31 protein-coding genes and 2 pseudogenes are annotated in these 24,438 nt (G+C 47.5%); 11 read left to right on the top strand and 22 right to left on the bottom strand.

The genetic code is table 11. The annotated features are described in order from the left end of the window. Both NC996_RS04475 and recR read left to right on the top strand, forming a co-directional pair. Positions 1-411: pseudogene (locus NC996_RS04475) on the top strand (photosystem II q(b) protein); the annotation flags it as partial. Positions 412-552: 141 nt separating this feature from the next. Further along, complete coding sequence (recR, locus tag NC996_RS04470) at positions 553-1,164, top strand: recombination mediator RecR (RefSeq protein WP_190411240.1); 612 nt, start codon at positions 553-555, stop codon at positions 1,162-1,164. A 184-nt stretch (positions 1,165-1,348) separates the two neighbouring features. On the opposite strand, the gene NC996_RS04465 is transcribed toward recR, so the two are convergent. The 3 genes and pseudogenes from NC996_RS04465 to NC996_RS04455 all read right to left on the bottom strand — a co-directional run bounded on the left by NC996_RS04465 (position 1,349) and on the right by NC996_RS04455 (position 3,162). After that, the gene (locus NC996_RS04465; protein WP_347275956.1) at positions 1,349-1,921 is read right to left on the bottom strand and encodes a response regulator; all 573 of its coding nucleotides are present in this window, start codon (positions 1,919-1,921) and stop codon (positions 1,349-1,351) included. 90 nt (positions 1,922-2,011) lie between these two features. Next, positions 2,012-2,398: pseudogene (locus NC996_RS04460) on the bottom strand (response regulator); the annotation flags it as partial. A gap of 146 nt (positions 2,399-2,544) precedes the next feature. Continuing rightward, the gene (locus tag NC996_RS04455; protein ID WP_190682353.1) at positions 2,545-3,162 is read right to left on the bottom strand and encodes a response regulator; all 618 of its coding nucleotides are present in this window, start codon (positions 3,160-3,162) and stop codon (positions 2,545-2,547) included. A gap of 789 nt (positions 3,163-3,951) precedes the next feature. Here NC996_RS04455 and lipA point away from each other — a divergent pair. Together lipA and NC996_RS04445 are read left to right on the top strand one after the other, a co-directional pair. Continuing rightward, positions 3,952-4,884, top strand: coding sequence for a lipoyl synthase (gene lipA / locus NC996_RS04450; protein ID WP_190682351.1), 933 nt, complete (start codon positions 3,952-3,954; stop codon positions 4,882-4,884). Positions 4,885-5,067: 183 nt separating this feature from the next. Continuing rightward, complete coding sequence (locus NC996_RS04445) at positions 5,068-5,211, top strand: photosystem I protein PsaX (RefSeq protein WP_190411226.1); 144 nt, start codon at positions 5,068-5,070, stop codon at positions 5,209-5,211. Between the two features lie 121 nt (positions 5,212-5,332). On the opposite strand, the gene NC996_RS04440 is transcribed toward NC996_RS04445, so the two are convergent. Further along, positions 5,333-6,199 (bottom strand): branched-chain amino acid ABC transporter permease, encoded by an 867-nt coding sequence (locus NC996_RS04440; RefSeq protein WP_190411225.1) that lies wholly within the window; start codon positions 6,197-6,199, stop codon positions 5,333-5,335. A gap of 68 nt (positions 6,200-6,267) precedes the next feature. Between NC996_RS04440 and NC996_RS04435 the strand changes: the two genes are divergently transcribed. Both NC996_RS04435 and NC996_RS04430 read left to right on the top strand, forming a co-directional pair. Beyond that, positions 6,268-6,462 (top strand): heavy-metal-associated domain-containing protein, encoded by a 195-nt coding sequence (locus NC996_RS04435; protein ID WP_190411224.1) that lies wholly within the window; start codon positions 6,268-6,270, stop codon positions 6,460-6,462. A gap of 35 nt (positions 6,463-6,497) precedes the next feature. Continuing rightward, positions 6,498-6,947: a hypothetical protein gene (locus NC996_RS04430; protein WP_190682348.1), complete on the top strand. Its 450-nt coding sequence runs from the start codon at positions 6,498-6,500 to the stop codon at positions 6,945-6,947. A 98-nt stretch (positions 6,948-7,045) separates the two neighbouring features. Here NC996_RS04430 and NC996_RS04425 read toward each other — a convergent pair whose 3' ends face one another. Then, a complete protein-coding gene (locus NC996_RS04425) occupies positions 7,046-7,699 on the bottom strand; it encodes a hypothetical protein (RefSeq protein ID WP_190682345.1) in 654 nt (217 codons plus the stop codon). Between the two features lie 173 nt (positions 7,700-7,872). On the opposite strand from NC996_RS04425, the gene NC996_RS04420 reads away from it, so the two are divergent. From NC996_RS04420 to NC996_RS04410, 3 genes are read left to right on the top strand one after another with little or no spacing between them, the layout of a single operon-like run. Further along, the gene (locus tag NC996_RS04420) at positions 7,873-10,125 is read left to right on the top strand and encodes a heavy metal translocating P-type ATPase (protein WP_190682343.1); all 2,253 of its coding nucleotides are present in this window, start codon (positions 7,873-7,875) and stop codon (positions 10,123-10,125) included. Between the two features lie 21 nt (positions 10,126-10,146). After that, a complete protein-coding gene (locus NC996_RS04415; RefSeq protein ID WP_190682340.1) occupies positions 10,147-10,683 on the top strand; it encodes a cupredoxin domain-containing protein in 537 nt (178 codons plus the stop codon). A 4-nt stretch (positions 10,684-10,687) separates the two neighbouring features. After that, complete coding sequence (locus NC996_RS04410) at positions 10,688-11,620, top strand: hypothetical protein (RefSeq protein WP_190682338.1); 933 nt, start codon at positions 10,688-10,690, stop codon at positions 11,618-11,620. A 227-nt stretch (positions 11,621-11,847) separates the two neighbouring features. Here NC996_RS04410 and NC996_RS04405 read toward each other — a convergent pair whose 3' ends face one another. Further along, entirely contained in the window at positions 11,848-12,738 is an 891-nt protein-coding gene (locus tag NC996_RS04405) for a sugar ABC transporter permease (RefSeq protein ID WP_190439385.1), read from the bottom strand. A 97-nt stretch (positions 12,739-12,835) separates the two neighbouring features. On the opposite strand from NC996_RS04405, the gene NC996_RS04400 reads away from it, so the two are divergent. Both NC996_RS04400 and purN read left to right on the top strand, forming a co-directional pair. Beyond that, positions 12,836-13,597, top strand: coding sequence for a type IV pilin-like G/H family protein (locus tag NC996_RS04400; protein WP_190668002.1), 762 nt, complete (start codon positions 12,836-12,838; stop codon positions 13,595-13,597). A 7-nt stretch (positions 13,598-13,604) separates the two neighbouring features. Then, positions 13,605-14,267 carry a phosphoribosylglycinamide formyltransferase gene (gene purN, locus NC996_RS04395; RefSeq protein ID WP_190682335.1) on the top strand — a complete coding sequence of 221 codons (663 nt, stop codon included), beginning with the start codon at positions 13,605-13,607 and terminating at the stop codon, positions 14,265-14,267. 132 nt (positions 14,268-14,399) lie between these two features. Here the strand turns inward: purN and NC996_RS04390 are convergent, their stop codons facing one another. From NC996_RS04390 to NC996_RS04315, 16 genes are all read right to left on the bottom strand, one after another. Next, positions 14,400-14,987, bottom strand: coding sequence for a CPBP family glutamic-type intramembrane protease (locus NC996_RS04390; RefSeq protein ID WP_190682333.1), 588 nt, complete (start codon positions 14,985-14,987; stop codon positions 14,400-14,402). Between the two features lie 46 nt (positions 14,988-15,033). After that, positions 15,034-16,098, bottom strand: coding sequence for a DUF3326 domain-containing protein (locus NC996_RS04385; RefSeq protein WP_190682329.1), 1,065 nt, complete (start codon positions 16,096-16,098; stop codon positions 15,034-15,036). Then, complete coding sequence (locus NC996_RS04380; protein ID WP_190439363.1) at positions 16,095-16,283, bottom strand: hypothetical protein; 189 nt, start codon at positions 16,281-16,283, stop codon at positions 16,095-16,097. The genes NC996_RS04385 and NC996_RS04380 overlap by 4 nt, the downstream gene beginning before the upstream one ends. 117 nt (positions 16,284-16,400) lie before the next feature. Continuing rightward, a complete protein-coding gene (locus NC996_RS04375; RefSeq protein ID WP_190439361.1) occupies positions 16,401-16,724 on the bottom strand; it encodes a 2Fe-2S iron-sulfur cluster-binding protein in 324 nt (107 codons plus the stop codon). A 163-nt stretch (positions 16,725-16,887) separates the two neighbouring features. After that, a complete protein-coding gene (locus NC996_RS04370; protein WP_190411210.1) occupies positions 16,888-17,124 on the bottom strand; it encodes a hypothetical protein in 237 nt (78 codons plus the stop codon). Positions 17,125-17,178: 54 nt separating this feature from the next. Beyond that, on the bottom strand, positions 17,179-17,349 hold the full coding sequence (locus NC996_RS04365) for a ssl1498 family light-harvesting-like protein (protein ID WP_190411209.1): 171 nt from the start codon (positions 17,347-17,349) through the stop codon (positions 17,179-17,181). A gap of 47 nt (positions 17,350-17,396) precedes the next feature. Then, a complete protein-coding gene (locus NC996_RS04360) occupies positions 17,397-17,567 on the bottom strand; it encodes a ssl1498 family light-harvesting-like protein (protein ID WP_190411208.1) in 171 nt (56 codons plus the stop codon). A gap of 55 nt (positions 17,568-17,622) precedes the next feature. After that, complete coding sequence (locus tag NC996_RS04355; protein WP_190439357.1) at positions 17,623-17,793, bottom strand: ssl1498 family light-harvesting-like protein; 171 nt, start codon at positions 17,791-17,793, stop codon at positions 17,623-17,625. A gap of 211 nt (positions 17,794-18,004) precedes the next feature. Continuing rightward, entirely contained in the window at positions 18,005-18,955 is a 951-nt protein-coding gene (locus NC996_RS04350; protein ID WP_190411207.1) for a F0F1 ATP synthase subunit gamma, read from the bottom strand. 112 nt (positions 18,956-19,067) lie between these two features. Beyond that, the gene (gene atpA, locus NC996_RS04345; protein WP_190682326.1) at positions 19,068-20,585 is read right to left on the bottom strand and encodes a F0F1 ATP synthase subunit alpha; all 1,518 of its coding nucleotides are present in this window, start codon (positions 20,583-20,585) and stop codon (positions 19,068-19,070) included. A 219-nt stretch (positions 20,586-20,804) separates the two neighbouring features. Then, positions 20,805-21,362, bottom strand: coding sequence for an ATP synthase F1 subunit delta (gene atpH, locus NC996_RS04340; protein WP_190426129.1), 558 nt, complete (start codon positions 21,360-21,362; stop codon positions 20,805-20,807). Next, entirely contained in the window at positions 21,362-21,931 is a 570-nt protein-coding gene (locus NC996_RS04335) for a F0F1 ATP synthase subunit B (RefSeq protein ID WP_190411204.1), read from the bottom strand. The genes atpH and NC996_RS04335 overlap by 1 nt, the downstream gene beginning before the upstream one ends. A gap of 97 nt (positions 21,932-22,028) precedes the next feature. Beyond that, positions 22,029-22,463 carry a F0F1 ATP synthase subunit B' gene (locus NC996_RS04330; RefSeq protein WP_190411203.1) on the bottom strand — a complete coding sequence of 145 codons (435 nt, stop codon included), beginning with the start codon at positions 22,461-22,463 and terminating at the stop codon, positions 22,029-22,031. Between the two features lie 174 nt (positions 22,464-22,637). Then, complete coding sequence (gene atpE, locus NC996_RS04325) at positions 22,638-22,883, bottom strand: ATP synthase F0 subunit C (protein ID WP_015112744.1); 246 nt, start codon at positions 22,881-22,883, stop codon at positions 22,638-22,640. 219 nt (positions 22,884-23,102) lie between these two features. Then, a complete protein-coding gene (gene atpB, locus NC996_RS04320) occupies positions 23,103-23,864 on the bottom strand; it encodes a F0F1 ATP synthase subunit A (RefSeq protein ID WP_190411202.1) in 762 nt (253 codons plus the stop codon). A gap of 53 nt (positions 23,865-23,917) precedes the next feature. Further along, on the bottom strand, positions 23,918-24,361 hold the full coding sequence (locus NC996_RS04315) for an ATP synthase subunit I (protein WP_190682323.1): 444 nt from the start codon (positions 24,359-24,361) through the stop codon (positions 23,918-23,920). Positions 24,362-24,438: the final 77 nt, after the last annotated feature.

Below are 24,438 nucleotides of genomic sequence, written 5' to 3'. Positions count from 1 at the left end.
CGTGAAACCACCGAAACCGAATCTCAGAACTACGGTTACAAATTCGGACAAGAAGAAGAAACCTACAACATCGTCGCAGCCCACGGCTACTTCGGTCGGTTAATCTTCCAATATGCTTCCTTCAACAACAGCCGTTCCTTGCACTTCTTGTTAGGTGCATGGCCCGTCGTCGGCATCTGGTTCACCTCTTTGGGAATCAGCACGATGGCATTCAACCTGAATGGTTTCAACTTCAACCAGTCAGTGATTGACAGCCAAGGTCGGGTGATCAACACTTGGGCAGACGTGATCAACCGCGCCAACCTGGGTATGGAAGTGATGCACGAGCGCAACGCTCACAACTTCCCCCTCGACTTGGCAGCAGGTGAGTCCACCCCAGTGGCTCTGATGGCTCCCAGCATCAATGGCTAATCGCTAGAGACAAGATATATCGCGTCTCTACATCAAAAGCGCCTCCCACAAGGGGGCGCTTTTTTATTGGGAACCACAGATAGAGCCAGATTGTATCAATCCAATCTATCGGGGGTTTAGGATAAATATGGAAGCATACAGATTGGAGATAGGACAACGGTTTACACACGTCCCTTAGCTCGTCTCATCGAGCAACTACAACGGTTGCCAGGAGTTGGCCCGAAAACTGCACAACGTCTGGCACTGCATATTATTAAGCGATCGCCCGAAGAAGTAGAAACACTGGCTCAAGCTTTAGTTGAGGCGAAAAAGCAAGTGGGTTTATGTCAGGTGTGCTTTCACCTCTCGGCTGAACCTGTCTGCGATATTTGCCGTAACTCTAACCGCGACAACAGCACGCTCTGTGTGGTGGAAGATTCCCGTGATGTGATTGCGCTGGAAAAAACTCGCGAGTATAGCGGCAAGTATCACGTCTTGGGGGGCATCATTTCGCCGATGGATGGAATTGGCCCCGACCAACTAAATATTCAACCGCTCGTGCGGCGAGTGAGCCAGCAAAAAATTAAAGAAGTGATTTTGGCAATTAGTCCCAGCGTAGAGGGTGAGACAACAACCCTGTATGTCGGTCAATTACTAAAGCCGTTTACCAAGGTGACGCGGATTGCTTTTGGTTTACCGATGGGCGGTGATTTAGAGTATGCCGATGAGGTGACACTAGCACGAGCCTTAGAAGGGCGCAGAGAGTTGGATTAAGCAAGTAGAACCCTAGAATTGCTAGATCCCTCTTCTGACAAACTGAGGTAAAACCTTGATTTCTCATGGGCTGTAATACTGTAAATTCATCGAATTCTCTCAAAATGACACAAGAGGGAGATTAGCAATGAGTCATTAGCAGCCAGTAGATAATCTGGGTATTCTAGTCACTTAAATAGGGCTTCTAACTCAACTTTTGCTTAACGAAAGCCATCATCTGAGCCAATTGTTTTTTCAGTGCCGGAATTTCAGCGACTTGTTCCTTCAATCCCTTAATTTCAGCCTGCATTGCCGCCATTTTTTCATTTAATGCCTTAATTTCAGCAGATGCATCTGTAGAGTTAGCAACGACTGCGGTTGTCTGAGCAGAAGGTGTTCCAGCTTGTGGGCGTGGCAATTTGGCTTTAGCGATCGCTGACTGGATTGCCTGATTTAAGTGCTTCTCATTGAAGGGCTTCTCTAGAAATTCAAAATACTCAAATGGTTCTGAAAGTTTCTCCATCACTTCCGCTTTCCGCCCAGAGATGACTACTAAAGGAATCATCTGGAGTTCGGGCGAAGCTTGAAGTTGCCCAAAAACCTCCCAACCGCTCATGCGAGGCAGAATCCAATCCAAAATAATGACATTCGGATGCTCTTGACGGATGAGATTAAGTCCCTCTTCCCCATCTTTTGCTTCTAAAACTTGAAAGTTGCCCGGAGGCAACATTTCTGGCAATGAAGCCCGAATTACTTTAGCATCATCAACAATTAGGATTTTTTGAGTTGCTCCCGCTTTCTGAACGTCGGGAGCCGTTGGGGTTCCTTTAGCGCCTGGTGCTGTTTGGGCACCAGGCGCAGCCGCTTGCCGACGAGGCAGTTTCGCCTTAGCCATTGCTGATTTCATCGCCTGAATCAGCGTCTTCTGCTCCAACGGCTTGGCAACAAATTCAAAATACTCAAACGGTTCTGGAATTTTGTGTGTAACTTCTTCTTTACGTCCTGATGTCACCACTAAAGGAATCTTTTGGAGTTCCGGAGAGACTTGAATTTGTTGAAAGACTTCCCAGCTACTAGGCTGAGATGACAGGAAATCCAGCACGATTAAATTGGGGCGTTCTTTTCGGATTAAATTCAGTCCTTCTTGAGAGTCTTTTGCTTCGAGAACTTCAAAGTTACTCTGGGGCAATAGCTTGCGGACTAGACTCCGACTGGTGCTGCTGTCATCGATAACCAGGATCTTGTTACTTGGCATAACTAACTCCTAGGAGTGGTGACTGAGGACATTCCATGAAACAAGGAACTCAACCGTAAGAACGCCCCGATTACGAGTCAGATGAGCTGGAAGATTGAATGGGGACAGGATCTAAATGCTGAGGTGTATTCTATAAATGCTAGCGATTACTTCAGCTTTTGTTTAATGAATGCCACAATTTGAGCTAGCTGTTTTTTCAAGCCATCAACCTCACTAGGTATCGCTGCCATTGGAGCCACCTGTTTCTTCAAGGCGTCAATCTCAGCTTGCATCTTGGCAATCTTGGCATTTAACTGCTGAATGTCTGCTGACGCAACCCCTGAATCTGGTGGGACTGTATCCTTAGCGACGGCTGGCTGCGGTGCTGATGGTACTACCACCGGGCGGTTTCTTGCTTTTGCCATCGCTGTCTTGATAGCGGCAATCAGTTGCTTCTGGTCAAAGGGCTTGGGTATGAATTCAAAATATTCAAAAGGTTCTGAGATTTTCTCTGTCACCTCTTCTTTCCGACCAGACATTAAAACGAGAGGAATTGACTGAAGTTCGGGCTTACTTTGAATCTGCTGAAACACCTCCCACCCGCTCATTTTGGGCAAGAGAAAATCTAACATAATCAAGTTCGGGTGTGACTGGTAGATCAGATTCATGCCTTCCAGACCGTCTTTTGCTTCTAAAATTTCAAAGTTACCCGGTGGTAACATATCTCGTACTGTATTTCTGATCACTCGACTGTCATCAATCACCAGAATTTTGTGACCTGCCACGACTGACTCCTTAGGGGTAATTTAAAGAAAAACTAAAGTTGATTTGAGCCGACTGCTGCCTTGCCGCTAATTTCAGCAAGATGAGCGGCTAGCAGAAAACTGCCTCGCGTTCATACCAATCAGGATAATTTGGAATGTGTAGTACAAGTGTGTCTGCGCTACAGAACTATGATTTCTATACCCGATTACGGTAAACCAACGCTAGCGCCGTAATGGGGATTCTCATGAGTGCGTGGTATACAGCAACACAATGGCTTGCCTGATATCCTCACTCTTCGATCGTCTTGACATACAAAAACATAAAGCCAAAAAGCTAGCAGCGTGCCTAATTCTAGATTAATCCGGTCTGACCTGAAAGGGAAAAAAACTAAGGCAGAAGCAGAATCAGAGTTAGAGTCGAATGATTTAAGATTTGTATCATAGGACTGACGCATTGCCCGACAACGTAGGGGCTTTTTTGGGTTGTGCCTGTACTGGCTATCCTGTACTGGCTATATAGACAAAGGCGCAGGAAAGCAGGCGAGATAGTGGTTCTCACTCGATCGGAACCTCACCCCCAGCCCCTCAACCTTCACGGAGAGGGGAGAATATTGAACCAAATCCGCGAACAGAGAGGGGGAATATTCAACCCAAATCCGCGAACAGAGAGGGGCTGAGGTGGGGTTAAACCGGACTGCGTTTAATAGAAAATTGCGATGAAAATTGTTGTAAGCCCTTGAGTTTAGGAGTTTGGCTGCGTAAGTTCTGTATTATACGGATGCTCATTGAGCTGGTAGCCCAGAAAAAAACATGAATTTGCCTACCGAAACGAATGCTCGACAAATTCAGCCTGATGTACAAGCGTGGAGGTCAGAAATTGAGGCGCTACCGCCTTGGTTGCGACGCTCCATCGGGAAAGCAAGCGACATTTCGACGGTGCAGCGAATTATTAAGCAGCGGCAAATTCACACGATTTGCGAAGAGGGGCGCTGTCCGAACCGGGGAGAGTGTTATACCCAAAAGACAGCAACGTTTCTGCTGATGGGGCAAACTTGCACCCGTGCCTGTGCTTTTTGTCAAGTGGAGAAAGGGCACGCACCGATGCCTTTAGATCCGGAAGAACCGCAAAAGGTGGCTCAGGCGGTGCAGTTGCTTTCTTTGCGCTACGTGGTGCTGACTTCGGTGGCAAGAGATGATTTGCCGGATGGGGGGGCGAGTTGGTTTGCGGCGACGATGGCAGCGATAAGACAGATGAACCCGGAAACGCTGATTGAGGTGTTGACGCCAGATTTCTGGGGGGGTAAGGATGCGGTGGAGAAACAACGGCAACGAGTCGCAACGCTGGTTGCAGCGTCACCCGTTTGTTATAACCACAATATTGAGACGGTGGAGCGTCTGCAAGGACGGGTGCGACGGGGGGCACAGTATGAGCGATCGCTTGATGTTCTCCGGATTGTGAAAGAACTTGACTCCACAATTGCCACGAAATCCGGCTTGATGCTGGGACACGGAGAAACGGAAGCCGAAGTGATTGAGGCGATGACCGATTTGCGGGATGCTGGATGCGATCGCATTACCCTCGGTCAGTATATGCGCCCTTCACTAGAACATCTGCCAGTCCAAAAATACTGGACGCCAGAAGAATTTGAGCATCTGGGAGCGATCGCGCGGGAAATGGGCTTTGCTCACGTCCGTTCCGGCCCCCTCGTCCGCAGTTCCTACCACGCTGGAGAGAGTGCTTAAAGTCAAGAAGCCAGGGGAGGAAAAAAGAATTTTTCTATTTATCGTGCATCGGGAAAGCGCCTATCAAGGTCTACGCTGCTTTTAGGAAGACTGCGGTAAATGAAAATATTTCTATCGAGCCGTGCTAATTGTGACAGCTCTTTGGTATTTCTTGATAAAGTCCAAAATTAGGAGCAAATGCTTATGACTGCACAAGCCAAGAAACCAAAAGGTTCTCTTACCCAAACGAGTAAGCCTCCCTATCCTTTCCGTACTATCGTTTCGCTGATCCTCTTAGCTGGTAACTTCCTGGTTGCAGCGATTTATTTCCACATCATCAACCCGTAATCCATCTCTAAGAAAACTGAATCTACAGTTTTGAGGTTAGGGCGAATGACAACGATGAAGGCGGAAGGGAGAAGGATGGATAGCCTGTTGATTCATCCTTCATCCTTCATCCTTCATCCTTTTATAGGGTGCCCTTGAACAAGCCTTGGGGACGGACAAGCAGAATTAAGACCATGATCAAGAGGGCAACACCCTGCTTGTATTCAGACCCCAAGAAGGGGACGCTGAGTTCTTGGGCGATACCAATTACCAACGCACCTGCGATCGCGCCGTAGGGGTTGCCAATCCCGCCGAGAATCACCGACGCAAACATCGGCAAAATCAAAAACCAGCCCATGTTGGGGCGTATGCCCGTAATCAGTCCGTACATAGCTCCTCCCAGGGACGTAAAAACGCCGGTAATGAGCCAAGTCCAAATCACCACGCGCTCAACGTTAATGCCGGAGACGCGAGCCAGATCGATATCATCTGCAACTGCTCTCATTGCCTTCCCGATTTTGGTGTTCTGCAACAGGAAATGCAGCCCCAACATTGCGAGGACGGCTAAAACCATGACAACGATCCGGTAATAAGCTACGTTGACTCCGAAGATGTTGAGGGCGGAGGCAATTGGCAAATTGTAGCGCTGGTTGCCTCCTCCCCAAATGAAAATGATGCCATTGCGGAGAAACAAGGCAAGTCCAATCGAGATGATGATCAGGGTGGTAGGGGAGGCACGGCGTGCCCGCATTGGTTTCCAGAGCAGCTGTTCGCTCAGTAGCATCGCCGCCACTGTTCCCCCCGCGCCTAGAATCATTGACAGCCAAATATTTATCCCACTGATATTCGCTAGCCAGGTAAGATACGCGCCCAAGGTCATAAAATCGCCATGAGCAAAGTTGGAAAGGCGCAAAATTCCATAAGTCAGCGTTAGACCAATCGCCGCTAGCGCAATGATGCAACCCACGGCGATGCCATTCACAATTAATTGAGCAGTTTGTACATCCATTCACTTGACTCTCCAGTTGACTGGAGATTTCATAATAGCGATTGAAACAATAATCCTGAATTTACACTATGACACTACAACTGAAAGTTCCCAGCATGGCTTGTTCTGCCTGTGTAGACACGATTTCTAAGGCAGTTGCCACTCTTGACCCCACCGCGAAGGTAGAGGCTGATACCAAAACCAAGCTTGTAAGTGTGGAAACACAACAGCCAGCAGACAAAGTCAGGGAAGCGATCGCGAACGCTGGATATCCTGTCGCCTAGCGATAAGATTATCGCAAAGGTTAGGGGAAATTTGGATGCAGCAGTGGAGCAGAAAATTAACACTCGTCTTCGCCACTGGCGCTTTGGGAGGACTGGCAAATAGTCTTGCTGTTTGGCTGTTTGGAGTTCTGGGCATCACTGCTGCCTTGGGGGTGAAAATTGCGCCAGCTTTGACCCCAGATTGGCTGTATCCTCGCATCGTTTGGGGCGGTTTATGGGGATTTCTCTTTGTCTTGCCTTTTCTGCGTTACCCCTCTTGGTTGCGAGGGATTGTCTTGCGAGGAATTGTCTATAGTCTTGCGCCGACACTGGCGCAATTACTGATTGTATTTTCGGTGAAAGCGAATCAAGGGCTGCTAGGGTTGAAATTGGGAGTTTTAACTCCACTGTTTGTATTATTTTTTAATGCAATTTGGGGCATCGCTGCGGCTTTTTGGCTTCAGTTTACCGAAGAAAAGCGAATTTCAACAAATAGCTACGAATAAGGCGATTTTCTTTGATTAGTTAGCCAGCCCTTCAAATCCCAAACTTCGAGAGAGAAGTCGGGTATCTCGCCTTCACAAACCATTTAAGAGTGCGATATTCAGCCGTATACAAAATCCGCTTCGGCGCGACAACCCTTACAAATTCCGTAAGCAGTGTCATCAGTACCTTCTAGCCATTCAAACTCTGTGCCTTTGCAGAAGGGACAGTACGCAGTGCTAGGTAAATTGCCAATGATACACTTCCATTTTGGTTCCTTAAATGTTAATTCCTGCTCTAGTGAAGTTGCGGAATTAACAGGTAAACGCCATATTTTTTCTAGTAAATCATTTACCCTAGCCGCTACGTCATTGATGTCTTGGATATTTAAGTAGCCACATCGGACAGCGCGACTTATCAAGACATCGGTTTTCTCCTCAATATGAACTAAAGTGCTGTTAGGAGCGATCGCTCTACATTCCCAGCCAGCAGAGATAGGGACTTCTTTTTGGTATGCCAAAATTAAGCGATCGAAAACGTTGAGTTGATTTTCAGTAACAAAAGCAACCCAGCGATCGCCCCCAATTCGTTTGAAAGCTTTACCGAGATGAGCTTTTAACAAAGTATCGAATTCTAAAATATCTTTATCTACTTCTTCGTGACCTAAGTAAAGGTTGCGCCGCTTCGTATCAGCCAAATCAAAAATTGCTAGATAACCAGGTAACAATGGCTCTATGCAAAGCTTTAATTCTGCAATTAGCTGGTCGCGATACATAGGTGCTTTCTTCTAAACGGATGGGGGTGGTGGGGTGGCGAGAAGCGGAATTATCGCTGCATACGCGATCGCGCTTTTCAGAACCAATATGGCACACAAAATTTTTTCTCTACCCCCTTGACTCTCCAGTTAACTAGAGAGATTAACCTAAAATCATCGAGTTAGAGAAAGTTATGGAAACACATTCTCTGAAGTTACAAGGAATGAGTTGTGCGGCTTGCGCCGGTGCGATAGAAAAAGCGATTCGCAATGTTCCAGGCGTCAGCGAGTGTAACGTTAACTTCGGCATGGAACAGGCGACTGTTAAGTACGAACCTCAGCAAACGAGTTTAGAGGAAATTCAGCAGGCTGTTACCGACGCCGGATATACAGCCGCGCCAGTTCGAGAATTCGGAAGCAAAGAAGATGATACCGAAGCAGCCACCCGCCGTCAGGAACGGCAAGATTTGGCGCGGAAAGTGGTATTCGGCGCAGCGATTAGTATTGTGCTGGTGGTGGGGTCACTTCCGGCAATGACTGGATTGCACCTCCCCTTAATTCCGGCATGGTTGCATAATTCTTGGGTGCAGCTAGTGTTGACAACGCCAGTTTTATTTTGGTGCGGTCAATCTTTTTTCACAGGTGCGTGGAAAGCTTTGAAGCGTCACGCGGCTGATATGAATACGCTGATTGCGCTGGGTACAGGTGCGGCGTATTTCTACTCGCTGTTTGTGACTGTATTTCCAGGATTCTTGGGGGGAATTACAGATGTCTATTACGAAACAGCGGCGGTTGTAATTACTTTAATTCTGCTAGGACGGTTTTTAGAAACTCGCGCCAAGGGACAAACGTCGGAAGCGATTCGCAAATTGATGGGTTTGCAAGCGAAAACAGCACGTTTGATCCGCAATGGACAGGAAATCGATGTTCCTGTTGAAGCTGTCCAAGTCGGCGATGTGGTTTTAGTGCGTCCTGGCGAACAAATCCCCGTGGATGGGGAAGTGGTAGAAGGTACGTCTAGTGTCGATGAAGCGATGGTGACGGGTGAAAGCTTGCCCGTGAAGAAACAGGCGGGGGATGAAGTGATTGGGGCGACGATTAATAAAACTGGCAGTTTTCAGTTTCGGGCGACGAGAGTTGGACGAGATACGGTGTTGGCTCAAATTGTCCGACTGGTGCAACAAGCGCAAGGTGCCAAAGCCCCAATTCAGCGATTGGCGGATCGAGTAACGGGGTGGTTTGTGCCAGTGGTGATTGCGATCGCGATCGCTACTTTTATTATCTGGTTCGACGTGATGGGCAATCTCACAATGGCCCTGATGACAATGGTGGGAGTGTTAATTATTGCTTGTCCCTGTGCTTTGGGTTTAGCAACGCCGACTTCTGTGATGGTGGGAACCGGAAAAGGTGCAGAAAATGGCATCTTAATTAAAGGTGCTGACAGTCTGGAAGTGGCGCATAAAATTCAAACGATTGTGTTGGATAAAACGGGGACTCTGACTCAGGGAAAACCCACTGTTACCGACTACATCACGATGGTAGGAACTGTCCACAGCAATGAGATAAAGCTATTAAAGTTAGCGGCAGCAGTTGAACGCAATTCAGAACATCCTTTGGCTGAAGCGGTTGTAAGGTATGCCCAATCTCAGGAAGTGCAGTTTCCATTGCCGGAGGCGAAAAATTTTGAAGCGATCGCGGGTAGTGGCGTTCAAGGAATTGTATCCGACCGACTGGTGCAAATCGGTACTCAGCGTTGGATGGATGAATTAGGGATTGAAACGCTACCTTTGCAAGGACAAAAAGTTGCTTGGGAATCTGCGGGTAAAACTGCCGTTTGGATTGCGGTAGATGGCGAAATGCAGGGATTGATTGGCATTGCCGATGCCCTGAAACCCTCTTCCGCAGGCGTTGTGCGATCGCTACGCCGCATGGGTTTAGAAGTGGTGATGTTAACGGGGGATAATCGCAAAACAGCAGATGCGATCGCGCAAGAAGTTGGCATCACGCGAGTGTTTGCGGAAGTCCGTCCCGACCAAAAAGCCGCTAAAGTCCAGGAACTGCAAGCCGAAAGTAAAGTAGTGGCAATGGTGGGCGATGGCATCAACGACGCCCCAGCACTAGCACAAGCAGACGTGGGAATAGCGATTGGCACTGGAACCGATGTCGCGATCGCTGCTAGCGACATCACTCTCATTTCTGGCGACTTGCAAGGGATTGTCACTGCGATTCAATTAAGTCGCGCCACAATGCAGAATATTCGCCAAAATCTCTTCTTTGCCTTTATTTACAACGTCGCTGGAATTCCAATCGCTGCTGGTATTTTATTCCCAATTTTTGGTTGGTTACTGAACCCAATGATTGCGGGTGCAGCGATGGCATTCAGTTCGGCTTCTGTTGTCAGTAACGCTTTGCGCTTGCGGAATTTTCAGCCGCGAGTAAATTTCTAACTGCATAGAAAAGGAGGAAATATGGTAAATCAAAAAAAATTGTTGAGTAATCTTCTGGTTTTGTGGATTTTGCTCTCGGTTTTCTCAGGAACACCCGCAAAAGCCGCTTCAGCCGAGGCACCAATGCCCACAAACCAATTTCGTCAAATTAAGCAACCTTTTGAGCTGAAATTGGGTCTTACTTTAGGCGGGTTGGCTTTAATTGGGTTAGAACTTTGGTGGTTTCTGGTGAGTAAAACTCAAGCTCAACAAGCGACAGCAAATCAAGGAATTCAGGAACTGACTATCCAAGTAGATGGCGGTTACGATCCAAATCGAGTCGTCGTGAAAGCAGGGCAACCTGTGCGGCTCAATTTTTTCAGAAAAGACCCCAGTAGTTGTCTGGAAAAAATCATTTTACCGGATTTTCACATTGCTAAAGATTTGAATTTGAATCGGCTGACACCTGTGGAATTCACACCAAAAACCCCAGGTGAATATCCCTTTACCTGTGGAATGAATATGGCTAGAGGTGTCTTGGAAGTAAAAGCAGCCGGAACGGCAAATCAAGAGGAGTAAAATAATGAAAAATAAGTCAATGCTTTTGGGTTTGGTTGGTTTAGTGGCAGGAAGCGCGATCGCTACAGGCGCAGTCACTCATACGATGAAAATGAAGGATGGAACGATGCAAGCGACCTCTACAAACACTAGGAATGACTCCCATAAGGGGCATCACACGGCTGGAACCGACCCTCATGAGGGACATCACATGGGGCACGGATCGAAGCACGAATCGGCGCACGAATCGATGCCTGAAACTGAGGCAGCGCAGGCGAAGCTGACGATTCAAGGAACGATTACCCCAAACAAACCCGTTTCTTTAGCGATTGATATTCAAGACAAATCCGGGAAAGCGCTCGCTAAGTTTGACACTTTTCAAGAAAAACTGATGCACTTGATTGTTGTCAGTGACGATCTCCAGTTTTTCAGCCATCTTCATCCCACCTACAAGCAGAATGGGCGTTTTGAAGTCGAGGCAAGTTTTCCTCAACCGGGTAATTACACTCTTTTAAGTGACTACAAACCAGCCGGTCAAAAGGAACAAGTCTCGGCAGTAAAAACACAGATTCCTGGTAAAATTTCACCTGCACCAGCAATCGATCTAAATCAGTTTAAAACTTTCGGAAATACAAAAGCAAATCTTGTATTTTCTGAGCCAACCCTCAAAGCAGGTAAAGATGTTACCTTAACGTTTGATCTGCGAGACGCTTCTAACACTCAACCCGTCAAAGACTTGCAACCGTACTTAGGAGAAAAAGGTCATTTAGTCATTCTCCGACAGTCACCAAGCTTAACAGCCGCAGATTACATTCACGCCCATGCCATGAAAGATACTCCTGAAGGTCAGGTTCTTTTCCATACCAAATTTCCCGAACCAGGAAAATATAAACTCTGGGGTCAGTTTAACCGCAACGGTAAGATTGTTACCGCTGATTTTTGGGTAGAAGTTCTCTAACACAATGAATTCAACCCCTTGAGCATACCTATAGCAATCCTAATTTCACTCGCAACACCATTCTTTCTCTCTTCTTCTCTTCTCTCTGCGCCCTCTGCGTCCTCTGCGGTTCGTTAAAAACAACAAAGATAAATATCACATTGGATTGCTATAGCCTTGCTCAACAAACTTAGACAAACTTACCTCATCGGAAATGGCTAACTTGATGTAGATGATAAACACAATTCCTAAGCCTCTTCTCCCCAAGTTTTTAGCTGAAAATACACTAACACTAGCGTTACTGCTAACAGCACAGTTGCCGCCGCTGCGGCATAACCAAAATCAAATTGGGCAAACGCTTGGTCGTAGATGTAGTAAACCAGCAAATTAGTCGAGTTTAATGGCCCGCCGCCGGTAATGACGTAAACTTGCTCGAAACTCCGCAGGGTAAAAATAGCCGTCGTGACGGTGGCAAAGATGAGAGTCGGGCGCAATCCTGGCAGGGTAATGTACCAAAATTGTTGCCAGGAATTGGCACCATCTAGTTCTGCCGCTTCATAGCGACTGGAGGGAATCGCCTGCAACCCTGCCAAAAACACCACCATATTGAAACCCAATTGCTTCCAAATGCTTAACAAAATCAGCACTGGCATCGCCCAAAACGTGCTACCCAGCCAGGAAATCGGTTCAATTCCGATAGCATTTAGAAATGCGTTAACTGGTCCTTCGGTTTGAAACAACCAGCGAAACCCCAAACCAGCTGCGACAAGACTAACGATTGAGGGGATAAAATAGGCAGTTCGCAGGATTCCTCGCAGGGCAAAGGCACGATTTAATAGCACTGCTAAACCCAAAGGAATTACCAAACTGGGAATCACCGTGGCAATGGTGAAATAAGCGGTGTTACCGAGAACTTGCCAAAAGTCAGGACTCAGCATGAGACGCCAGTAGTTTCTCAATCCCACTAAGCGCACACCCGCAGAGGTAAAGCTACCCGTGGTAAAACTGAGGTAAAACAAATAAGCGATAGGCCATAGGAGAAAAAGCCCTAATAGAATTAAGGCAGGGGTCAGAAAAATCCAGGCAGCGATCGCATCATTATCTAACAGATGCCTCCGAGAAAAGTGCGTATTTTTCATTGAGCGATTGGCTTACCGTTGAATGTTAGCGTCGTAGCGTTATTCTACCTGGCGGCACTGGTAAGATCCTGTTAATCTCCTGTTAGCAACTGATAACGTGAACATAACCGTATTCAAGCAACGCAGCCAACACCCTGGTTTCCGAATGCTTAGCGGATTGCTTGGGTTACTCGCTATCTACGGATGTAATTCAACCAATACACCTTCAGATTCTTCTTCTCCCAGCGCTGCTAATGCCAATTTAGGGACAGATCGATGGGTAGGACAATGGCAAGTCAACAATCCATCATCCAGTCAGGCGGTAAAATTTGTATTGACGCCAGAGGGTAAATTATTCCTCCTCCCGCCGGAAACATCTTCTGAGCCTCCGGTTGCTTATGAAATCCCGGTTCAAAAGCTTTCTGACTCACCCACTTTACCTCCCAATACTAAAATAGTTGATATTCAGGAAGCCTTTAACAATCAAGCAACCAAGGCAAAACAATCTGAAGGGAAAATGTACATTGGGGCGATGAACCGTTCCCAACAAGCTTATTACTTGGAAAATAATAAATTTAGTACAACAATCGAGCAGCTAGGGATTGGGATTAAGCCAGAGACAGAGAGTTATAATTACCAAATTGTACCTCAAGGTAATGGCACTCAAAGGGTGATGCACACTGCCAAAGCCAAGCGCCCCGAACTTAATAGCTACACGGGTGCTGTATTTGTTGTCACAAATAATGGTGAAAATATTACAAGAACAGTAATTTGCGAAACAGATAAACCCTCATCCACGCCGCCTGCAATGCCAACGCCTCCTAAGGATATATCTGGGGAAATCCAGTGTCCGGCTGGTTCCCATTTACTACAACGTTAAAGACTGCATGATTAGCAATTCAGCACCACCTGACTCCACACCTAGCCTAATTTCACCAACGGTTCCTCCCAATCTTTTGAGCGATCGCCCTCCTTTAAAATTAGGTGTAATGGCATCGGGGACTGGCAGTAATTTTGAGGCAGTTGCAGAAGCGATCGCGCAACAGCATCTCAATGCCCAAATTCAAGTTTTGATTTACAATAATCCCGGTGCAAAGGCAGCAGCAAGAGCCGAAAAGTGCGGCGTTCCGGCTGTTTTGCTGAATCACCGAGACTTTAATAGCCGCGAAGAGTTGGATCAAAAAATTGTTGAAACTTTACAACAGTATCAGGTGGAATGGGTGATAATGGCGGGTTGGATGCGAGTCGTCACGCAAGTTTTAGTTGATGCTTTCCCCGACCGAATTATTAATATTCATCCCAGTTTGTTACCCAGTTTCAAGGGTATCAACGCAGTAGAGCAAGCCTTGAATACTGGGGTAAAAATTACTGGCTGTACGGTTCATCTAGTAAGTGTGGAAGTTGATAGCGGTAAGATTTTGCTACAAGCCGCTGTGCCAATTTTGCCGGACGACACACTAGAAAAGCTACACGCCCGGATTCAAGTTCAGGAACACAAGATATTACCGCAAGCGATCGCTTTGGCAGCCGCGATCGCATTAACAAGATAAAAGCTATCGAAGTTTTATTTGATTTCTGAAAAAACGAACCGCAGAGGACGCAGAGAAGAAGAAGAGAGAATTTTACAACTAATCGCAGTTTCCCTTGTCTTTCTCAACAATCAATATCCTAATTCTTAAAATTTATGCCTTTTTAGTATCCAGCTTCCAAAGGCAGCTGGATATTAAATTTGTCGTAATGTGAGCCACAATTGGCACTAGCAAATTACCCGTCTCCAAGGCGCTATAACCGAGTAGCAATCCTACAGTGGTTGCCCACGCTGCATAAGGCCATTGTTGAGGGCCACTCAGATGTAGGATGCCAAAGCAAAAACTCGATCCTACTAGCCCAACCCAGTTTAATCCCACTGCTGGCAGCATTACACCCCGAAATAGCAATTCTTCACTTAAACCGGGCAAGAGTCCTAACCAGATCAAATCAGGCCAAAATAAGGGTTTTAGGACTAATTCTAGATAGTAGTCGGCGCTGCGCTGATAACCAGGCCATAGGCGATAGATGACGCTACTGGCACCCGTAATTCCTAGCCCAATTCCGACGCCCAAAAGTAATGCTTCTAGGGTCGGGCGCACGGGCATGACGGAAAACGAGCCAAAATGGAGGGACAGTTTGGCGATGACGAGCAATACAACCGCTGTCACCCCCATCGCAATTAAAATTTGGGTGCGCGTCAGGGATTCGATTTCCGGATCGGTAGGAAGCTGTTTTGCCACTTCGGAAAGATGAAGGATGAAGGGTAAAAGTAGAGGATTGTCCGCCTTACTGAATTCTGACTAGCGAAGACAGGGTTGGACTAATGGCACCTGGACTAATCCCAGCTCGATGGGCCACCAAGACACCGAGTGCTTCTAAATATGAGTTTACCCGCAATGCTTTAATTCCCACTTGTTCTGGAGGGACTTGCATCTGAGTTTTATTTTCTTCGACGGCAATAATCTGCGATCGCGTTTGGCTTAAACTCAGGATTGCACTGCCGCCACAAGCAGTTGCGGGTACGACGACGGCATCGACTCGATCAGCCCACACATCGCCGGGTAAAGTCGCACCACTGTGGGTTTTTCCAATAAACTGGGGGGCGCGACTCAGACCAACCAGAACGCAGGGTAAAAAAGTATAACCCAATTCCTCGGCAGCTGAGCGGGGAGACAGGTGCGGATCGAGAGGCAGGGGTAATAAAGCTGGGGCGTGGGCACAGGGAATTTGAAAGGTTCGCACGATTAGGTGGCTAATTACAGCTTCAGCACCGGCGAGGGGGTCAACTCCCTGCCCGTGTCGGTAACTTTCCAGCGCCTCGGTTTCGATGTCATCGGGGAAACGGGCAACGACTGCGATCGCTTCTGCCCTTGCCTTAGTAATCAGTACCTCTGCTGCCCGTAATAAACTATCAGGATTTCCAATCGTCCCCCAACTGGCTCCCGATGCCGCTGTCCGCAGTTCCACCCCAAGCGGGGCATCTGTGACTACATAATCTGTGAGATTCAATCCCAGCGTGGCTCTCGTGGCATCCGCTGCCTGAATATGCCGCAGCCGCAGTTCGGGTTCAATTCCTTGGTCGAGGATTAAACCCACCCGGTTCTGATGCACGGGTCGCAGTCCCCAGCATCCAGCAGCAAATTTGTCAAGTCCGTAGCCTTCCACGTAGAAAGCGTTGGGCAAATTCCAGTACAATTGGGCACCGTTAAGGACATTGGGGTGGGTAATCAGGATGTCGGAGATTTGCGCGATCGCTCTTGCCACTGGCAGCGCATCCCCCGCATATCCCCCAACTGCTGCCCCAACCCCAGTCGGGACAATTAATACAACCGTGTAAGGACGCCGATTCACTGAGCTGAGTCAGATGCGACTGTGACAATCGCCTCAACGTGGGCTTTCTGCTGTTCGACATCTACAGAAGCGATCGCCCAGCGCAAGGGTTCTCCCCGTTTTTCCAATTCTGCCTCAATAGCAGAGTGTAACTGCACTGGCGATTCCTGAAGGTCAATTTCTGCGGTAATAAAGTGTGTCGTCATCTTAGTGGTTCTAGTACGGAATATTGAAATACCAGTTTGCCCTGTGCTGAATTAAGGCTAAATGACCGCAGGCTTTGTTTGAAAAGCCGCGAAATTACTTGTCGAGTCTGAGTAGCCCTACTTCTGGAACTGCCCGAATTGTAGCTCGTACAGTTCGTCTTCTTTCCCACTCTCAATTTTCAAATCGGATCGGGGATAAGCGACGCAGAGCAGTACATAGCCTTGTGCCTGAAGCTCTGGACTGACGCCCATGCCATCCCCCTGTTCTACCTTGCCTTCTAGAACCTTAGCCGCACAGGTAGTACAAACTCCCGCATTGCAAGAGCTGGGTAAGTCTAACCCAGCAGCATAGGCAACCTGAAGGATCGTTTTATCCTCTGGCACTTCAAGGGTCTGAGTATTGCCTTGATCGTAAATTTCAACTTTATGTGTCTTGGACATGAGCAGCAATGGCTAGAGGGAATGCTTCCCCACGGAAACTAAACTTTCTCTATTGTTTCATGAATCAATTAGCTACTCACCCCGTCAAACCATAATGCCTAGAAATGAGAAACCCCAGCTTTGGAGAAGCTGGGGCTAAGGAAATTTTCACGTTGTCTTTGTCTTAAAACGAGTAGAAAGTAAAGGCTCCAACAATCACTGTGAAGACAACAGCACTCAAGATGTTGTTGAAGAGTCGCCCTACTTCAGGATTATCTCCCAGCGCCGCATCGTTACGACCAGCGGTAAAGAACAACGACCAAGCTTGATTAGCAGTGATGGGCGCAAAGTTGTTGAAATCAGTGTTAAAGACAGTCGGCGCAAACTGATAGCGGGCATCAAAGTCAAAGTCAGTCTTCATAACCGAACTCCTAAGTATTGGAAATAAGTGTCTGAAACTTCTCTTTCTTCAGGTTTAGCTGACACTCAATGCAGTCAGAACCAGCAGGGTGACAAACAAAGTAGCGATCGCGCCTTGAAAAGCGTAGCGACGCTGCTGCTCTGGTGAAGGGGACTCGGCAAAGTACACCGCAGGCTCAGCTGCATAGTTGTTGAGGATGCCTCTTTCGTCGGTGGTGTATTTCATGGTTGTTTGTCCTGGTTGGTTGTATTGCTCTGTAAATCTTGAATAACTTAGCTGACACCCAATGCAGTCAGAACTAGCAGGGTGACAAACAAAGTAGCGATCGCGCCTTGAAAAGCGTAGCGACGCTGTTGCTCTGGTGAGGGGGATTCGGCAAAGTACACCGCAGGCTCGGCTGCATAGTTGTTGAGGATGCCTCTTTCGTCGGTGGTGTATCTCATGGTTGTTTGTCCTGGTTTGTTGTATTTATCCGTAAATCTTGAAATCTCGAATAACTTAGCTGACACCCAATGCAGTCAGAACCAGCAGGGTGACAAACAAAATAGCGATCGCGCCTTGGAAAGCGTAGCGACGCTGCTGCTCTGGTGAGGGGGGTTCTGCAAAGTACACCGCAGGCTCGGCTGCATAGTTGTTGAGGATGCCTCTTTCGTCGGTGGTGTATTTCATGGTTGTCTTTCCTTTGTTTCTTTATGTTAACTATTGTAACAGTATGTAAATAAATTGCAACAATCTAGAAACTTTTTGTTATACGCTTTGCTTTGGGCAGTGATAGGTGCTGCTTAAGTGGGTCTATCCGTTCGATGATGCGAGTGCATACAACAAAAAAGCGTCTGAGATTACTCAGACGCTCTGTGTAAATTAAATTGAAAAGCTAAATCTAGCCTTGTAACGCTTCGGCACCGCCGACAACTTCCAGAATTTCCTGGGTGATTGCCGCCTGACGCGCTTTGTTGTACTTCAGAGTAAGAGAACCAATCAGCTCCTTAGCGTTGTCGCTGGCGTTGTTCATCGCCGTCATCCGTGCTGCTAGTTCGCTCGCTGCCGATTCTTGCAAAGCCCGCAGTAACTGGTTATTCAGATACAGCGGCAGGAGGGCATCGAGAATCTGTACTGGATCTTGCTCGAAGATCATGTCCCGTGGGAACTCTCGAACTTGGGTAGAGACTTTCTCCCGTGTTACCTCAAAACCACCACCGCGAGTTGTGAGGCGGAAGATTTCATCATCTCTTGCTTCTAGTCCTTGGGTTGTCAGCGGCAGCAAGGTTTGCACCACTGGGCGAGAGCTGATCAAGGAGACAAACTTGGTGTAGACCAATTCAATCCGGTCTACATTCTCTGACAAGAACAAGGAAAGCAGTTCGTCAGCGATTCTGGATGCTTCTGCTGCTGTAGGAATTTGCTCTAAGCCAGTATAAGTAGCGTCAATCGGCTGGTCGCGACGCTGGAAGTATTGGATAGCTTTGCGCCCTACCAGCACAAATTTATAGTCCCGACCTTCGGCTTGTAGTTCCTTGGCGCGGTTTTCAGCGCGACGGATGACGTTGGTGTTGTAGGCACCGCAGAGACCGCGATCGCCTGTAATGACCAAAATTCCTACAGACCGAACTTCCCGGTTTCTCAACAGAGGCAGGTTAGCTTCTTCAAACCGCAGACGGTTTTGCAGACCGTAGAGAACCTGAGCGAGGCGGTCGGCAAAGGGGCGAGTGGCAGTTACCTGTTGTTGGGCGCGGCGCACTTTGGCAGCGGCAACAAGGCGCATTGCCTCGGTGATTTTTTTGGTGTTTTTGACCGACTGAATGCGATCGCGAATAAATTTTAGATTTGCCATAGTTTTGTCCGGTGTCAGTTGTCCTTTGCGAGTGGCTAATGACGAATAGCTAATTGCGAAACGCTACTTTTGACAATTAGCTATTCGCGCTTAGCTATTCGCTTTGGACAAGTTACGCCATCGCCATGAAGGTCTTCTTCGCTTCACCGATCGCTTCCTTGAGAATGCCTTCCGCTTCTTCTGTCAGCTGCTTCTCTTTGCGGAGGATTTCCATGTAGTTCGGCTTGCTGGTTTTCAGGTACTCCCGCAGCGATCGCGCAAAAGGAGCCACCTTTTCTACAGGAATATCATCCAAATAGCCATTCAAACCTGCATACACAACTGCCACTTGCTCAGCCACTGATAGCGGCGAGTATTGCGGCTGCTTCAGAAGTTCCCGCAAGCGCTGACCCCGCGCCAACTGGTCTTGGGTTGCCTTATCCAAATCCGAGGCAAACTGAGCAAAAGCTTGCAGGTCGTCAAACTGGGCTAACTCCAGCTTTAGCTTACCAGCCACTTTTTTCATCGCCTTGGTTTGAGCCGCCGAACCCACCCGCGACACGGAAATACCAGGGTTCACTGCGGGACGCAAGCCAGAGTTGAATAGGTCGGAGGTCAAGAAAATCTGACCATCGGTAATCGAAATCACGTTGGTGGGAATGTAAGCGGAAACGTCCCCAGCTTGGGTTTCGATAATTGGCAGCGCGGTCATGCTGCCTTCACCCAGTTCTGTACTCAGCTTTGCGGCACGCTCCAGCAAACGGGAGTGGAGATAGAACACATCCCCAGGATAAGCTTCCCGTCCGGGCGGACGACGCAGCAGCAGGGACATCTGGCGATAAGCTTGGGCTTGCTTGGAGAGGTCATCATAGATGATCAGCGTCGCCTTGCCCTTGTACATGAAGTATTCTGCCAAGCTAGCGCCCGTGTAGGGAGCCAGATATTGCAGGGTTGCTGGGTCGTTGGCGTTTGCTGCTACCACAATGGTGTAGTCCATTGCGCCTCGTTCCTGAAGCACGTTCACCACTTGGGCGACGGTAGAAGCTTTTTGACCGATAGCGACGTAGACGCAAATCACGTCTTCTTCTTTCTGGTTGAGGATGGTGTCAACCGCGATCGAAGTTTTTCCGGTTTGTCTGTCACCAATGATTAGCTCCCGCTGACCCCGACCAATCGGAATCATCGCGTCAATAGCGGTAATGCCGGTTTGCATCGGTTCGTAAACCGAGCGCCGAGCAATAATTCCCGGTGCGCCTGATTCAATGAGGCGGGTTTCTGTGGTGTTAAGGTCTCCCTTTCCATCAATCGGACGAGCGAGAGCATCCACAACACGACCAATCAAGGCTTCGCCCACTGGCACCTGAGCAATCTTGCCGGTGGCGCTCACAGAGCTACCTTCCTGGATGTTGCGACCATCGCTCATTAGCACCACGCCCACGTTGTCTTCTTCTAAGTTCAGGGCGATGCCAACGCTACCGTCTTCAAATTCCACCAGTTCCCCGGACATAACCTTGTCTAGGCCATAAATCCGGGCAATCCCGTCACCTACTTGCAATACGGTACCCACGTTAGAAACACTAACGTCTCGGTCGTATTGTTCAATTTGCTGCCGAATAATGCTGCTAATTTCGTCAGGTCTGATGCTGATCATGGTTACTTGTTAAAGGAGGAAAGGGTTTGTGTTAAAGGTTGAAGGTTTTAAGGAGAATCCCTTCTCGAAGGGTAGCTTAAAGGTTGAAGCTCTCTATTTTGGCGGTGGTAGGTTGAACATTAGAAGTTAAGATTTGCAAATTTCACTTGCTTAACTTGCAAACATCTGAAAAGTTTCCACCGACAAACTGCTTTCCTTTCCAACTCTCAACTTTCAACTTTAGGCGGCACTGTTCAGGCGTATGCCAATACGGCGCAGTTGTCCTCGCAAACTGGCATCCAATACCTGAGACCCCACTTTGATGATGACACCACCGATTAAATCTGGATCGAGTTTGGTATCGAGTTCTACTTGCTGGGCACCGCTAATCGCTTTTACTTTTTCACCGATGGCTTGCTGCTGAGCCTCCGACAGTTCTACCGCTGAGATAACTTCTGCTAGAACAGTCTGATTCAGCTTCCGCAGAAGTGCCTGGAACTGTTTGCAAATTCCCTCTAGAAAGAGGATACGTCGCCTCTCTACCAGCAACATCAAAAAGTTGAGGATGTAGGGGTGAAGTCCATCGCCAGCAATTTGCTGCAATACCGCTTTTTTATTTTCAGCGCTTACAACTGGATTGCCCAGAAAATGCTGTAGATCCTCAGAACTTTCTAGGACTCCCAACAAAGAGCGTACATCTTCGCCAAACCGCTCTGTCTGGTTCTGCGACTGAGCCAAGGACATTAATGCCTCTGCATACGGCTCTACGATTTCACCGCTAACCATACTACCTTTCATCAGCGACCTCCTACACTAGCGATGCTGCTGTCAATTAATTGTTGTTGAGCAGCATCATCCAATTGGCTTTTGAGTTGCGATTCAACGCGCTGCAACGCCATTGCAGAAACTTGCGCTCTGAGTTCAGCGATCGCTCGCTCCCTTTCAGTGTTCAAATCGGCAACAGCTGTTCTGTGCAAGCGCTCGACATCCATTGCTGCTTTCGCCAAAATGGCTTCTCTCGCTGCCTTCGCACTTTCTTCAGCATCTTTGCGGATTCGTTCTGCCTCCGCTTGAGCCTGAGTTAATTTCTGCTGGGCATCAGAGAGTGCAGCTGCTGCCTCTTTCTGGCGTTGCTCTGCTTCTCTAATCGCCGTTTCAATCCTTGCACGACGCTCGCTTAGGATATTTCCTAATAAGTTACGTCCAAAGTAAAACAGTACACCAATAAGAATTGCCAGGTTAATTAGATTGGCTTCAAAAATGTCCGGATTTAAACCGAAACCATGATGCCCCTCTGCCTCTGCTAATTCAGCGCCAGCTGAGTGAGCCACCTCGGCTAATAAGAAAAAAGTCCCCATGATACCCATCCCATTGAAGTATGAAGTTGGTCATTCGTCATCAGTCATTGGCTTTGGTCTAATGACTAATGACTAATGACTAATGACAGCTTTTCCTTCAAGCTCTCTATCTATTGACCAGCTGCTGTCCCAATATTTTTTCCAGAATTTGGCGACTCAGTTCGTCCACCTGGGTTTCTAGAGATTGCAAAGCTTCTTGCTTTTGCTGCCCAATCTCTATAGACGCCTGTTCTCGTTTTGCAACAGCTTCTTGCTGTGCCTCAGCTACTTGTTGAGCGCCTATTTTCTGGGCATCGGCTTGAGCATTTGCAATCAGCGCTTGAGACTGCCTGCGGGTATCCGCTAGCTGTTGCTCATATTGCTTTGCTAACTGCTCAGCTTTTGCCAAGCGTTCCCGCGCACCCATCTCATTCGATCTGATGTAATCGTCGCGCTCGTCTAGCACTTTAGTCAGTGGCTTATAGAAAACCACATTTAATACCGCTGCCAATAGCAGAAACTGCACTGCCATCAAGGGCAAGGTAGCGTCGAAATCAAACATTTCTTCCCTCTTTATGCTTGAACAGCAGTTTTAATGGCAAGCAAAATTATCTCACTTGTCATATTCTCTATACCCTCTAGGCAAGGGGTTCAACTTACATCAACAGGACTGGACACTAAAAACTTCGTTTGAGTAGAGACGTGGTTAACCACGTCTCTACTCAAACAAAAAATGTTAAGCGAAGGGGTTAGCAAACAACAGAACTAGGGCAATCACCAGACCATAAATGGTAAGGGATTCCATGAAAGCCAGGGTTAACAGCAAGGTGCCGCGAATTTTCCCTTCTGCTTCTGGCTGACGAGCAATACCTTCGACTGCTTGACCAGCAGCATTTCCTTGACCGATACCAGGGCCAATTGCAGCTAAACCAATTGCGAGAGCAGCAGCCAGAACTGAAGCAGCAGAAACCAATGGATCCATGATTATTTCCTTACCTTGAAGTACAGAACAAACAACAGAGAGTTTCGAGTAGAGACACGGCAATGCCGCGCCCTTACAAGTGTTGAGTTTTGAGCCAAGATTTTTAATCTTAAATCTCAAATCTCAAATTCTATCAACTGAGGGCATCCCGAATGCGATATGGAAAAGGAGGGATGATTTTATTCATCTTATATCCTTCTTCCTTACCTCTAAAAAAGGTCAATGCTCCTCATGCCCTTCATCACCATGCCCCTCCATCGCTTCATGAATGTATGCAGCTGCTAAGGTGGCAAACACTAAAGCTTGAATGGCACTGGTAAATAGCCCCAACGCCATAACTGGCAGAGGAATAAACAGGGGAACCAGTAGCACTAATACTGCTACTACCAGTTCATCCGCCAGAATGTTGCCAAATAAACGGAAGCTGAGGGAAAGGGGCTTTGTGAAATCTTCTAAAATGGCAATGGGTAATAGGATTGGTGTCGGCTCAATATACTTTTTAAAGTACCCTAAACCCCGCTTGCTAAAACCCGCGTAAAAATACGCTAAAGAAGTTAGCAATGCCAGTGCCACTGTGGTATTGATGTCATTAGTGGGAGCTGCTAGTTCTCCTTCTGGAAGGTGAATTAGCTTCCAAGGAACTAATGCACCAGACCAGTTTGAGACAAAGATAAACAGAAACAGCGTGCCAATAAATGGCACCCACGGACGGTATTCTTTCTCGCCAAGCTGGTTTCTAGCCAGATCTCGAATGAATTCTAGAGCATATTCCATGAAGTTTTGGATACCTTTAGGAATTCTCTGAATATTCCGAGTTGCAGCTAACGAGGCAAGCAGAAGAATACCAATAACAACCCAGGAAGTTAGAAAAACTTGCCCGTGAATCTTAAGATTTCCCACTTGCCAATAAAGGTGATGACCAACTTCTAGTTTGGCGAGAGGGAATGAATTAAAGGCGGAAAGAATACTTAGCATTTCCATTCAATGAGGGTTCTCCAGGGATTAAAGAGTGGAGAATTCTAACACTGTCCAACCTATCGAGCGTCCGGGGGAAACAAAGTCCGAAGCATATAGACGATGAGGGAGGCTTTATAAGTCAGAAATCCCAAAAAAACGGGCAGAATCTGTAGCTTATTCACTTGGGTTGCGATTATAATCAACCCAATAAACAGAGCAAACCGAGTCTTACTCAGACGCTGTTTCTCTGCGCCAAGTCGCTCAACGTCTTTAGCCAACATCCTCAAGTAAACCACACATGTGCACGCCCCTATCAAGTAATTCAGGGCAATGTTGAGAGAGTAAAAAATCCAGACGGAGATAAAAATAATCCCGCTCAAAGCAAGTGTAGTCAGCAACAACTCTTGTTGAAGTTGGTAGTACTCTTGCATGGAGCCATCTGGTTCTGATACAGGCGAACCAGTTTGTGGTAACTCCCCGGTGGTCGGCGTGGTTGTTTGAGATTCGTTTGACAAGTTCACAACTGATGTGTTTCAGCTTGTGCTATTTGGTCTGACTACTACAGGTCAGAACCAAACATTTTGAATATACCATGCAG

This window comes from Trichocoleus sp. ST-U2 (genome assembly GCF_039961875.1).
Classification (GTDB): Bacteria; Cyanobacteriota; Cyanobacteriia; order Cyanobacteriales; family FACHB-T130; genus FACHB-T130.
The sequence above is the reverse complement of the archived record's forward strand: the minus strand, read 5'-3'. Positions and strand labels throughout refer to the sequence as shown.

What these genes read in the sequence shown, in the direction of transcription:
- atpA (WP_190682326.1), bottom strand. Translation starts at nt 20,585, where the DNA reads ATGATCAGCATCAGACCTGACGAAATTAGCAGCATTATTCGGCAGCAA.
- NC996_RS04440 (WP_190411225.1), bottom strand. Translation starts at nt 6,199, where the DNA reads ATGGATGTACAAACTGCTCAATTAATTGTGAATGGCATCGCCGTGGGT.
- NC996_RS04335 (WP_190411204.1), bottom strand. Translation starts at nt 21,931, where the DNA reads ATGGGTATCATGGGGACTTTTTTCTTATTAGCCGAGGTGGCTCACTCA.
- NC996_RS04420 (WP_190682343.1), top strand. Translation starts at nt 7,873, where the DNA reads ATGGAAACACATTCTCTGAAGTTACAAGGAATGAGTTGTGCGGCTTGC.
- NC996_RS04415 (WP_190682340.1), top strand. Translation starts at nt 10,147, where the DNA reads ATGGTAAATCAAAAAAAATTGTTGAGTAATCTTCTGGTTTTGTGGATT.
- lipA (WP_190682351.1), top strand. Translation starts at nt 3,952, where the DNA reads ATGAATTTGCCTACCGAAACGAATGCTCGACAAATTCAGCCTGATGTA.
- NC996_RS04410 (WP_190682338.1), top strand. Translation starts at nt 10,688, where the DNA reads ATGAAAAATAAGTCAATGCTTTTGGGTTTGGTTGGTTTAGTGGCAGGA.
- NC996_RS04445 (WP_190411226.1), top strand. Translation starts at nt 5,068, where the DNA reads ATGACTGCACAAGCCAAGAAACCAAAAGGTTCTCTTACCCAAACGAGT.
- NC996_RS04430 (WP_190682348.1), top strand. Translation starts at nt 6,498, where the DNA reads ATGCAGCAGTGGAGCAGAAAATTAACACTCGTCTTCGCCACTGGCGCT.
- NC996_RS04350 (WP_190411207.1), bottom strand. Translation starts at nt 18,955, where the DNA reads ATGGCAAATCTAAAATTTATTCGCGATCGCATTCAGTCGGTCAAAAAC.
- atpH (WP_190426129.1), bottom strand. Translation starts at nt 21,362, where the DNA reads ATGAAAGGTAGTATGGTTAGCGGTGAAATCGTAGAGCCGTATGCAGAG.
- NC996_RS04375 (WP_190439361.1), bottom strand. Translation starts at nt 16,724, where the DNA reads ATGTCCAAGACACATAAAGTTGAAATTTACGATCAAGGCAATACTCAG.
- NC996_RS04405 (WP_190439385.1), bottom strand. Translation starts at nt 12,738, where the DNA reads ATGAAAAATACGCACTTTTCTCGGAGGCATCTGTTAGATAATGATGCG.
- NC996_RS04370 (WP_190411210.1), bottom strand. Translation starts at nt 17,124, where the DNA reads ATGAAGACTGACTTTGACTTTGATGCCCGCTATCAGTTTGCGCCGACT.
- purN (WP_190682335.1), top strand. Translation starts at nt 13,605, where the DNA reads ATGATTAGCAATTCAGCACCACCTGACTCCACACCTAGCCTAATTTCA.
- NC996_RS04365 (WP_190411209.1), bottom strand. Translation starts at nt 17,349, where the DNA reads ATGAAATACACCACCGACGAAAGAGGCATCCTCAACAACTATGCAGCT.
- atpE (WP_015112744.1), bottom strand. Translation starts at nt 22,883, where the DNA reads ATGGATCCATTGGTTTCTGCTGCTTCAGTTCTGGCTGCTGCTCTCGCA.
- NC996_RS04360 (WP_190411208.1), bottom strand. Translation starts at nt 17,567, where the DNA reads ATGAGATACACCACCGACGAAAGAGGCATCCTCAACAACTATGCAGCC.
- NC996_RS04380 (WP_190439363.1), bottom strand. Translation starts at nt 16,283, where the DNA reads ATGACGACACACTTTATTACCGCAGAAATTGACCTTCAGGAATCGCCA.
- atpB (WP_190411202.1), bottom strand. Translation starts at nt 23,864, where the DNA reads ATGGAAATGCTAAGTATTCTTTCCGCCTTTAATTCATTCCCTCTCGCC.
- NC996_RS04425 (WP_190682345.1), bottom strand. Translation starts at nt 7,699, where the DNA reads ATGTATCGCGACCAGCTAATTGCAGAATTAAAGCTTTGCATAGAGCCA.
- NC996_RS04435 (WP_190411224.1), top strand. Translation starts at nt 6,268, where the DNA reads ATGACACTACAACTGAAAGTTCCCAGCATGGCTTGTTCTGCCTGTGTA.
- NC996_RS04330 (WP_190411203.1), bottom strand. Translation starts at nt 22,463, where the DNA reads ATGTTTGATTTCGACGCTACCTTGCCCTTGATGGCAGTGCAGTTTCTG.
- NC996_RS04355 (WP_190439357.1), bottom strand. Translation starts at nt 17,793, where the DNA reads ATGAAATACACCACCGACGAAAGAGGCATCCTCAACAACTATGCAGCC.